Source organism: Bradyrhizobium sp. RT6a (genome assembly GCF_040547675.1).
Lineage (GTDB): Bacteria > Pseudomonadota > Alphaproteobacteria > Rhizobiales > Xanthobacteraceae > Bradyrhizobium.
Genome location: NZ_JBEPQC010000013.1, coordinates 68,202 through 78,702, shown reverse-complemented (window position 1 = coordinate 78,702; position 10,501 = coordinate 68,202). Strand labels below are relative to the sequence as shown.

The following is a 10,501-nucleotide window of genomic DNA, read 5'->3' as shown; positions in this document are numbered from 1 at the left end:
AATGACCCCAGATCGCTGCTACTGCTCAAGCAGGCAATGACGTCTGAAAGCTGATCGGTTTGCCCATGATCGGCGCAACGCGCGAGGCCATTGGACGCCGGCTTCTGACGGCTGCAACGGCCTGAGCGCCGCAACCGCGCTCAGGCTAGAAATCCCGCCGACATGCGCGGTGCTGTTTTCTTCGACATTCACTCCTGGCTCCGTTGTTGGAAGGCGCCACACAGTCATCGACTCCGAACCACAGCATCAAGGGCAGATCTGCGAGCCACCGTGAACGAAACCGCGGCAAAACTATCCTCTTTATTCCTGCTCCCATTGCTCGAGCAACTGATCCGCGACAAAGGCGCTCGTGATGCCCACAAAGCGCCCGTACAGGCTCTCACCGATCGGAATGCCGCTCGCTGCGGTTCTCAGGAGGGCGATTGCCGGACAGGCGATTTCGATAGATCCGAGAAAGTTCATGCTGGTTAACCGCTGTTCAAGCGAGGCGTGAGCTACCCCAAAACCGGTGAAGGAAAAGGCAATTAAATGAAGAACAGCGGAACGCCTTCTTCTCGCCACGCGCACTGTGACAACATTTATCCAAGTCTTTGCCAACCAGAACTTTGCCCGATCGGACTTTGCCAATCGATAGATCTACACCGGCATCGTCCAACGTGATGCTACGAACGATTCAAGCCCTTCCTGACCGGTACGAAGGCGCAGGAAGTCACGACCTATTCTAGCTTGCTAAGCGAGCCTCAGTTTTGCCACGCTGGTTGCTTCATTGGTGGCAGCATCACCACGGATGTACTGGCGATGCGGGGCGAACCCGACGCACTTTCTTCTCGACGGAGCGCGTCGGGCCGCCTTTATATACCCTGCCTAGCGGATCGATGAGCTAGTAGGTTTGACAATAGCTTCAGGTTGACCGCTCGGGCCGCGTTTTGTCGTTCCTATGTAGGTCAAAGAGCCGATCTCCAGGCTGCCCGACACGGACCCCTGCTGTCCGCCAATTCTTAGGAGAATGATTCTGTCACTGGATCAACGGTTGTTTGGCTGATGCAGCAGAGCAATGCAGCTGCCTTTCGCCGCACTGGTCCACAGCCGGACACCGAATGGAGTATTACGCCGCCTGATCTTGGAGGCGCGCCTGGTGAAGGAAGCAACGAGACGAACGAACGTGAGCGTCCCTGCAGCAGCTCGAGTTCGAGCATATTTCCTACAAACATCATGTCGGAAAGGACTTGAATCGCACCTTGCGTCAGGTTGTACGAAGTCGATGCAAGGTGCATTCCCCAAGCTCCCAAAGACGCAACTCCCAGGCGCTCTGACGACGGAGAAGAAGAGTTCATGTGCTGATGCCGCTGCTACTCGCCCTGGTTTCTATTGTCCTTAGTACGGGTGCGATACTCTACGCCGGTTGCCGATCGCAACGTCGGCGGGATCGGCGCACGCACAGGCACAATCGACCCAATTCGCTCAGCTCGCGCCCCCGCGTTCAACTACCAAGGCGCCGGGCATTCTGATCCTTCAGCCGCAAAATGAGTCGTCCGCTGCAGCCCCACTCGCGAAGGCCAGGCGACACGCGCCGCCGTGCTAAAGCAAGCGCCTTAAGTCCTGGATTCGGTGATTCTTGACCGGGTGTTCATCGATTTGATCGATGCCGCGGGGCCGGTCCAACGCGACGGCGGATAGACGCGAAAGGCAGTTCTCGACCACTCGAGCGGTTTTTGCTAGACTTTCCTGTAATGGGTCACGCTGGTGCGAATGGCTAACCAGTCACGCACCTGGAAAATCTCAAAGATTCGCCTGCACGAAAGGCTGCATATCTCAATCAAAGGTCGTTGTTGCGCGACAATTCTACTGTAAATCGTACGAGTGAGGCTCCTATCGTGACCAAGCGCTCTGAACCGCGGAAGGAAGCGGCAAATGTCGAAGGGCCGGAGGTGAGGCCGAGCGTCCTCGTCGTCGACGATGACCTCTCAATGCGCGAATCCCTGGTCAACCTATTTCGTTCGATCGGTCTAGATGTCGTTGCTTACGGATCGGCCCAGGAACTGCTCCAGAGCGAACTTCCTGATGTTCCTAGCTGCCTCGTGCTTGACATCAGGCTGCCAGGATCGAGCGGGCTTGAGCTCCAGAGTGAATTAGCCAAACTGAAGATTCACATTCCCGTCATTTTCATCACCGCTCATGGCGATATTCCGATGACCGTCAAAGCCATGAAGAGTGGAGCAATCGATTTTCTCAGCAAGCCGTTTCGCGATCAGGAACTGCTCGATGGCGTAGTCGCAGCTATCGAACAGGATCGGAAGAGGCGGGGTGCAGACAAGGTGGTCGGGAGGCTGCAGTCCTTGTTTGAGGCCCTAAGCCCACGAGAGCAGGATGTCTTGAAACTGGTCGCCGCCGGCCTGTTGAACAAACAGGTAGCCGCGGAACTCGGACTCGCCGAGATTACAGTAAAAATCTATCGCGGCCACGTGATGAAGAAGATGGGTGCTCGATCGCTAGCCGATTTGATCAGGATGAGTGAGAGGCTGGGAATTGGGTCCGACCGTTTCAGGGCACAAACCTAAGTATGATTTTACAATTTCATCGAACACGCGCACCCTTCAGCTGGCCGTCATGCTTCTGCCACCGCCTTCGCCCAATTAGAACGGGTTGTCTTGTCCAGGTATTCAACTGTTACCGTTGTCGACGACGATCCTTCGATTCGTGCCGCACTGAACAACCTTTTGAAATCGCACGGCCACGTCGTTCATACGTTTGCGTCGGCTGAGGACTTCTTGCGGTCGTCTCAATTAAAGGACACGTCCTGTGTCATTGCAGACCTGCAGATGCCCACGATGAGCGGCTTTGAACTTTTGCAAAAGATGCGGGCCCAGGGTCAAGCCGCGCCATTCATCTTGATTACTGCCTTCGCGGATGATCGCACGCGAGCCCGCGCGTTGAGCGCCGGTGTAACTGGCTTTTTCGCCAAACCCTTTGCCGGTATGGAGTTGATAGCCTGCCTCGATGAAGCGCTGCGCGAGCATCGTGGCGGAACGGACGCGTGAAAACATGGGGAAGCCGTCTCGACCCAACCGCGCCGGCGCGGCGCTTACGATGCCGATCAATGTGCGGCCGCCAGTGCTTACCTCGTGCTGGTGGCGACCATCGCCTTTCCATCTTGCCGTATTTTTGTCGCTGTTGTTGTCCCTTCGGCCTCTCATCGAAGCACTTGCAGCGTGGGGCTCCTGACAAAAACGCCACTGGTATGATCGCGTCATCAGACGAGGCGAGGCTCTCCTCGCCCTAACGAAGGTGCGCACCTACGACGATGAGCCTAGGTCGAAAGCACCGCGGCAGCGGCTTGCCAGGCAGGACCTCGCCGAAAAGGGTTTACCCGACGCTGCTGCGAGTGCTCCAGAGAAAGTCCGGCGCCGGAGTCTGTGGGAGGATGACATGCCAATCACAGCGAAATCACGCAGCCTTTCAAGACGATTGCTGCATTCACAAAAGGCTGCAGGCCATGTGGAGCTTCCGAAAGATCCACAGTTTGCACCCCGAGATTCGTGCTTCCGTCCCAGCATCCTTTCGGCGGGCAGAAGCACCCGAAAAACTTACGCATCCGTTGCAGCCGTAACACTAATGCCGCTGGTCGATGCGATCTCAAGCCATGCCTTTGCTACCGACCGAAGCGCATCGGACCCTTTTGGGTCACGATGAAAGTTATGACATTCGTTCTCCATCACAGAAATTGTTCTGACGCAAGCTGGCCGCACGGCAGGCGCGAACTCCTCGCGCGCGGCTGAGCAATCCTGTCCGCGAAAGACGACTTTAGCAAATGGCGTTCGCTAGATGTGGACGACACTACTAGACATAGTAGCTTTGTTCCGCATGATTCTCAGGTAAATCGCTGGAGCTGATTTTCAGACGCGCTACGCGACGGCCCAAAGGACGTCGAGAGGCGTGCAACCCGCGCCTTCACCGTTTGCCTATCTCGTATGATGTTGGCCGCGCTTATCCGTCGGGCAGATTTTCTTGTCGAGGAGACGATCACATGGTTGGAGAACACGGGCCGCGCAGAATGAAAACAGTCGAAACGCTGGAGTCGAATGTGCGCTCGTACTCACGTTCCTTTCCTGCTGTCTTCAGTCGGGCGCGCGGCTCCATTATGTTCACCGAGGGTGGCCGAAAGGTCATTGACTTTCTGTCTGGCGCTGGAGCGCTAAACTATGGCCACAACAATCAGGAGATCAAAGCAGCAATCAGCAAGTATTTGGAGTCGGACGGCGTCGTCCACGGCTTGGACATGGCCACTCCAGCAAAGGTCGAATTCATGGAGACGTTTAGCTCTGTCATCCTTCGTGAACGGAATCTTTCCTACCGCTTTCAATTTACGGGGCCTACGGGAGCTAACGCCGTTGAAGCAGCGCTAAAGCTCTCGCGTAAGATCACAGGGCGTCACAACGTCATTTCTTTCACGAATGGATATCACGGCCAAAGCTTGGGAGCCCTAGCTGCGAGCGGTAACCGCGTTTACCGCAAAGCCAGCAGCATTCCCTTATCCGGCACAACTTTCATGCCGTATGATGGGTATCTTGGCTCCGCTGACAGTCCGGCGGATTACGTGCGAAAGGTATTAATGGACGAGAGCAGTGGTATTGACCTTCCCGCCGCCATTCTCGTCGAAACCGTGCAAGGAGAGGGAGGCATTAACGTCGCCGGTAAGGAATGGCTGCAGTCAATTCAGGCTTTGGCAAAAGAGGTCGGAGCTATTTTCATAGTTGACGATATCCAAATGGGCTGTGGTCGCACAGGCGAGTTTTTCAGTTTCGAGTTCGCCGCCTTGTCGCCAGACATTGTTGTGATGTCGAAATCGCTGAGTGGGTACGGCTTGCCTTTGTCGATGCTCTTGATCAAAGAAGCGATCGACGCATGGGAACCAGGCGAGCACACGGGAACGTTTCGAGGAAACAATCTAGCACTCGTTTCTGGCAAAGCGGCTTTGACTCTGTATTGGCGTAACCAGACGTTCTCGCAACAGGTCCAACGCTTGGGCGCATTTATGCGGCGTCGACTCGATGCTATCGCGCATCAGCACGGCAACAAGTTCGCTGTTCGTGGACGGGGCATGGTATGCGGCTTCGATTGCAAAACGACCGAGACCGCAGAGGCGACGTCACGTAAAGCGTTTGAGAAGGGCTTGATTATCGAGCGATGTGGACCGACGGATCAAGTTGTGAAGTTCTTGCCCGCACTTACGATCGACCAAGAAACGTTGGGACAAGGCCTAGACATATTCGAGGAGTCGTTGACCGAAACGTTGAATTCGGCCCGAGGAAGCTAATTTGTAGGCACACGAGAGAAACTGTTGCGCGACAGCATCGCCGCACAAGTCACTGGTGCGAGCCCCTACTTGTCGCCGAAGCGTTAAGAATTTTTGAGCCATGATTATGGAGGCGGCGCCTGAACGCCAATGCTGTCTGTGATCCGCCGAGTCGGCTGATGCGCGAAGAACGCCTGCTGCCCTCCTTGGTCCACAACACTGGGTGCGAGCAGCACCTTTGACCATAGCACCTCGTAATCGCGAGCGACTCTGGTCGAGCTGGTTCGCTATCAGTCGTCCTGCGAGTACAATCCAACTAAGGCCCTCGCGGATGCACAGCGCAGCAAGCCACGAGCTGCACTAACAGATGGCGCGACGAAAGTCATCAAGGCAGCGCGGTTGACGGCGTCAGTTACACGATACCGAACAAGCCTCCCAATCAGAAAGGTCGGTCCTCGGCTTTTGCTCCAGAACTGCAGAGCACTTATCGGCGTGCGCCGCAGCACGCTGCTGTAACCCCAATGTTGGCGTGCTCGAGTTCAGTTATCAGAAGCTCCTGTTGGCGTGAGCACCTCGGCGTCAAGCGAAAGCGACGGACCAAATGTCAACTATGGTAGCCCAACCGAGAAAGCCCGACGCATCTGCCGGGTCTGAGATGCGTCGGGCCGAGTGGGAGACTGAGCGTGACAGTCTTCCTCCCACAAACGCGTCTGCAAGTAGCATGCCGCGCCGGTGCCGCTACAGCCGTGTCTCAAATTAGATATCTTGTCTTTGCCACAAAGTTCCCCGAGGCATTCAGGCATGCGCTTCTGGGAAGGCCTACCAAGCTGGGCCTATTCCCCTTCCAAAAACTCGCGCCATCGCCTTTCGTTTGGAACAAAAATGAGGCAGAAGAAGCGGCCAACGGGCCGCCGGCTCGTCAACAAACAGATATTTAGATGTTTGATACATTGCTACCCGTCACTGGAACGATCGTCCCCAGTTCGCGCACGACAGAGGCATACGATCGAGACCTCAGTTTAGATTTCGCGAAAGGTGCACTCATTGTTTTGGTGATTGTTGGGCACCTGATCCAGTATGTCATCTACCGAGACGGCGGGTTTTGGTATTCGCCGTACTACAAATCGATCTATATGTTTCACATGCCACTCTTTATGGCGATTAGCGGATATCTTTCTGCTCGATCGCTGCTGCAAAAGCCGTTCACTCGAGCCGCCAGCGACCGTGCGAAGCAGCTCTTGCTGCCGATGCTGTTTTGGTGGGCGATAATGGAGACAGCTAAGTTAGCGGCGTTGTGGCGCGCGACCAACCTAACGAGCGGACTTTTGGAATTTGTAGACGATCTCGCTGGCACATACTGGTTCATCTGGGCCACGTTTATTTCCTACCTTCTCATCAAGATTTCTACCATGCTGACCCGCCGATCGTGGGTCATAATTGGCTCAGCCATACTGGTCGCGCTCGCGCCTCTGACATTTTCCATATCACCGCTGATCAGATTCACTTACCCGTTCTTCTGCTTCGGCTTCTTGCTTGCTCAATCGAGAGAACGATGGACGACTGCATTGCGACATCACAAGCCGGTCCTGATTTTATTTCTCTTAATAGTAACCTGCGTATGCTTTCTAGCTTGGGGCAAGAGCACCTATGTCTACAATAATCTTGGGGTAATTCACGACTTTCGGTCAACTAGAGACGTGCTTCTGATGTTTGTTGGCTCTGCAGCTGCGTCAGCAATCGCTATCGAACTCCTGCTGCAATGCTGGAGCTTTAGCCATTTAAACCGAACGGCCCGCTTTATCGCTGTGGAATTGGGCCAGGCCACACTGCTGCTCTACCTGGTCCAGGGTACCGTGTTCCGTCTCATGGATTTCATACAATTCGGAGAACTTTGGGATCTCACGACCCGGCTGATCATCGCGGGCGTGCTCGGGGCCGCGATCATTGCGATCGCCCTAACGATCCGCTCGATCGTTCAAGGCGTTCCATATCTGTCTCAGCTCGTCCTTGGAATGCCACCTCAGGTCTCCCACAAGCCAAACCTGCCATGAACTAGCTGTATCCATTTGATGGTTTGAGTACGGCAGGGTGCCGATAGCATCGACTTGTGACGCCGCTCGAATAGCGAACCCAGATTCGGCGGCGACGGCGTGCCGCCATCGAGGCCATGATCGGCCTAAGAGCAACCCATCGAGCGTGTATTGCTCTCGGTTTGTATGGCACCGACGAACGTAAGCGCTTAGCCGGAACCCTTGCTTCGGGATCGGTATAGCTGTGCGAAAGAAGCCTCCGACTTGGACGGAGGTTTGGGATGGGATTGGACAGCAAAAAGGACGTCCATTTGGACGGCTCGTCGGTAGGGCCGGTGAGCCGGCTGGAGGTCCTTGAAGGACCGTCGGGACGCCGCGTGCGTTCGGAGGCTGAGAGAGCTCGGATCGTCGCCGAGAGTCTGCTACCCGGTGCCCAGGTGTCCGAGGTGGCGCGCAAGCACGGAGCGACGCGCTGGCAGATTTACGATTGGCGACGGCGCTTTCGACAGCGAGGCATGTTGCCGCCGTGCGAGGCGTCGCAGCCGACATTCGCGCCGCTGGTCGTGGAAGGTGCGTTAGAGGAGCGTCACGTTCCGGCGATCAAGCTTGAGATAGCGATCGGCGATGTCGTGGTGCGGACGGAGACGGCCATAGATGGCGAGGAGCTGTCTCGGGTGATCCGCGCGGTACGAGCGTCACGATGATCGCGCCCGGTGCTGATCTGAAGATTTACATGGCGACGCGGCCGATTGACTTCCGCTGTGGCCATGATGGGCTTGCTGCGAATGTGCAGGAGATGCTTCGTCTCGATCCGTTCAGCGGTGCAGCCTTCGTGTTCCGATCGAAACGAGCGGACCGGATCAAGATTTTGGTCTGGGATCGAACGGGCCTAGTGTTGGTGCACAAGCGCCTCGAATGCTGCAAGTTCGTTTGGCCAACGATCGCAGACGGCGTGATGCGCATATCGCCGGCGATGTTCGCAGCCCTGTTCGAGGGGCTGGATTGGAGGTTGGTCCGCCCGCAAGAAGCGCGGCGTCCGCAGGCGGCGGGATAACTGCGGCAGAGTGACTCGGAAGGTATTTTGCACGTGACGCACGCGGCGGCGGTGTGCTCGAATTAGCACATGAGCATCGCGGCGCTGCGCGACGAAAATGAACGACTGAAGGCGCTTTTGGCGCAAACGCAGGCGGCCTTGAGCGAGCATCAGGGGGCGCTGGCGGCGTCGGAGGAAGCGCGGCGTCGGCTGGAGGTCATCCTCGGCGAATTGCGACGCGAGAAGTTCGGCGCGAAGTCCGAGAAGCTGCGGCCAGATCAGTATCACTTGCCGCTGGAAGACGTGGAGATCGCGCAAGGCATCCTGGACGCGGCGCAGGAGAGAGCCGAGGCTGTGATCCAGGGCCGATCGCGGAGTGTGCCGGATCAAGGTTCTCATCGCAATCGCGGCTGCTTGCCTGCCCATTTGCCTCGGGTGGAACGGATCATCGAGCCTGCGAGCACGCTCTGTCCGTGCGGTTGCGGCGCCATGACGAAGATCGGCGAGGACGTCAGCAAACGGCTCGACGTGATCCCGGCGCAATGGCGAGTGTTGGTCACGCGCCACCCGAAATACATCTGTCGCCGCTGCTCGGGCCCTGTCGTGCAGGCGCATGCACCGGAGCACGTCGTGCCTGGTGGACTGCCGACCGAAGCGGCGATTGCGCACGTGATCGTCTCCAAGTTCGGCGACCATACGCCGTTTTACCGTCAGGCCGAGATCTATGCGCGCCAGGGGATCCGACTTGATCGGGCGACACTGGGCAACTGGTCCGGCCGCGCCTGCTTCCATCTTCAGCCGATCGCGGACCACATGCGCCGCCGCCTGGCCATGGCGGATCGTCTGTTCATGGACGAAACCACGGCGCCGGTGCTCGACCCCGGGCGAGGCCAAACGAAGAAGGGCTACTTCTGGGCGATCGCCTCCGACGACCGCGGCCACAGCGGCCCAAGTCCTCCGATCGTGCTGTTCCGATATGCCCCCGGTCGGAGCGGTGTCTTCGCGAGCAGTTCCTGGATGGCTTTGGCGGACGCTTCCTGCAATGCGATGCCTATGACGGTTATGACCGGCTGACCGAAGTTGCTCGACCGCAGGGGCCGTGGACGCTCGTGCATTGCCGGAGCCATTTGCGCCGCCGCTTCGTCAAATTGGCCCGCAACAGCAAATCGCCGATCGCCGAGGCCGCGGTTCGGCACATCACACAGCTTTACGCCATCGAAGCCATGGTACGCGGTTCATCGCCGGACATCCGGCTGGCCGCGCGCAGGGAGCACTCGCTGCCCATGGTCGCCGCCTTAAAGCCTTGGTTCGAGAAGCAGCTGTCGATGATCTCCAGCGGTTCGACGCTCGCCGAGGACATCCGCTACGCGCTCAATCACTGGCAAGGGCTGACCCGCTTCCTAGAAGACGGGCGCCTCGAGCTCGACACCAACCCGGTCGAGAACGCCATCCGGCCAGTCTGCCTGACTAGAAAAAATGCCCTCTTCGCCGGTCATGAGGTCGGAGCCGAAAACTGGGCCTTGCTCGCGTCGATCGTCGCCACCTGCAAGCTCAACGACGTCAACCCGGCTGCCTACATCGCCGAAACACTCGAGGCGATCATCGACGGCCATCCTCTTAGCAGGATCGAAGACCTCATGCCCTGGCGATTCCGCAAATCGTCAAGCCAGCCCCAATAAGGGTCCCGCCTAAGCGCTTACCGACGAACTCAGCCCATTGCCGTCCATCCAAATACGGTCGAGTGTCGTGAGATTATTCTAGCCGCCCAGTTTTCGACCCAGATCGAACCCAATCCATTCACACTCAGCAAGATGGTTCTTCGACTGCCGTACTGAACCCGAGACCTCCCTGTCGTTCGAATCTCCGTCTAGTACCCGCAGCTTCCCGTAGTAAAAGGCCCTCGGTGACCAACAGGCCGTTCTTGTTCGATGAGATGGCGATCCGATGCTCATCGCGAGCCTGTCGGCTTCTCATCGTCTCGAAACCGTGACGATCTCGATTGGAAGATTTAGATTCACGACCATGCGGCCCACGACCGCGCGTTGTTGAACCCTTTTGTCGAATGCATGCGACACTGGCTGCACGATAGAATAGCTTGCACACCTACTTCGCAAGGCCGCAAAAATGCAAGCGTGCAGAGGCTTG

Annotated in this window: 7 protein-coding genes and 1 pseudogene; 7 read left to right on the top strand and 1 reads right to left on the bottom strand. The window is 57.2% G+C overall.

Features of this window, described 5'->3' with window-relative positions:
- Positions 1-300: 300 nt before the first annotated feature.
- Positions 301-627, bottom strand: coding sequence for a hypothetical protein (locus tag ABIC03_RS37535; RefSeq protein ID WP_354065737.1), 327 nt, complete (start codon positions 625-627; stop codon positions 301-303).
- A 1,247-nt stretch (positions 628-1,874) separates the two neighbouring features.
- Between ABIC03_RS37535 and ABIC03_RS37530 the strand changes: the two genes are divergently transcribed.
- The 7 genes and pseudogenes from ABIC03_RS37530 to tnpC all read left to right on the top strand — a co-directional run bounded on the left by ABIC03_RS37530 (position 1,875) and on the right by tnpC (position 10,035).
- Positions 1,875-2,558 carry a response regulator transcription factor gene (locus ABIC03_RS37530; protein WP_354065735.1) on the top strand — a complete coding sequence of 228 codons (684 nt, stop codon included), beginning with the start codon at positions 1,875-1,877 and terminating at the stop codon, positions 2,556-2,558.
- A gap of 159 nt (positions 2,559-2,717) precedes the next feature.
- Positions 2,718-3,038, top strand: a complete 321-nt coding sequence (locus ABIC03_RS37525; protein ID WP_502917360.1) for a response regulator transcription factor — start codon at positions 2,718-2,720, stop codon at positions 3,036-3,038.
- A 1,013-nt stretch (positions 3,039-4,051) separates the two neighbouring features.
- Positions 4,052-5,314: a diaminobutyrate--2-oxoglutarate transaminase gene (gene ectB, locus ABIC03_RS37520; RefSeq protein ID WP_354065793.1), complete on the top strand. Its 1,263-nt coding sequence runs from the start codon at positions 4,052-4,054 to the stop codon at positions 5,312-5,314.
- 917 nt (positions 5,315-6,231) lie between these two features.
- Positions 6,232-7,344 (top strand): nodulation factor fucose acetyltransferase NolL, encoded by a 1,113-nt coding sequence (gene nolL / locus ABIC03_RS37515; protein ID WP_354065733.1) that lies wholly within the window; start codon positions 6,232-6,234, stop codon positions 7,342-7,344.
- A 260-nt stretch (positions 7,345-7,604) separates the two neighbouring features.
- Positions 7,605-8,027 (top strand): IS66-like element accessory protein TnpA, encoded by a 423-nt coding sequence (tnpA, locus tag ABIC03_RS37510; protein WP_354065731.1) that lies wholly within the window; start codon positions 7,605-7,607, stop codon positions 8,025-8,027.
- Complete coding sequence (tnpB, locus tag ABIC03_RS37505; RefSeq protein WP_354065729.1) at positions 8,024-8,377, top strand: IS66 family insertion sequence element accessory protein TnpB; 354 nt, start codon at positions 8,024-8,026, stop codon at positions 8,375-8,377. The genes tnpA and tnpB overlap by 4 nt, the downstream gene beginning before the upstream one ends.
- Before the next feature lie 69 nt (positions 8,378-8,446).
- Positions 8,447-10,035, top strand: a pseudogene (gene tnpC / locus ABIC03_RS37500) (IS66 family transposase).
- The last annotated feature ends 466 nt before the right edge of the window (positions 10,036-10,501 follow it).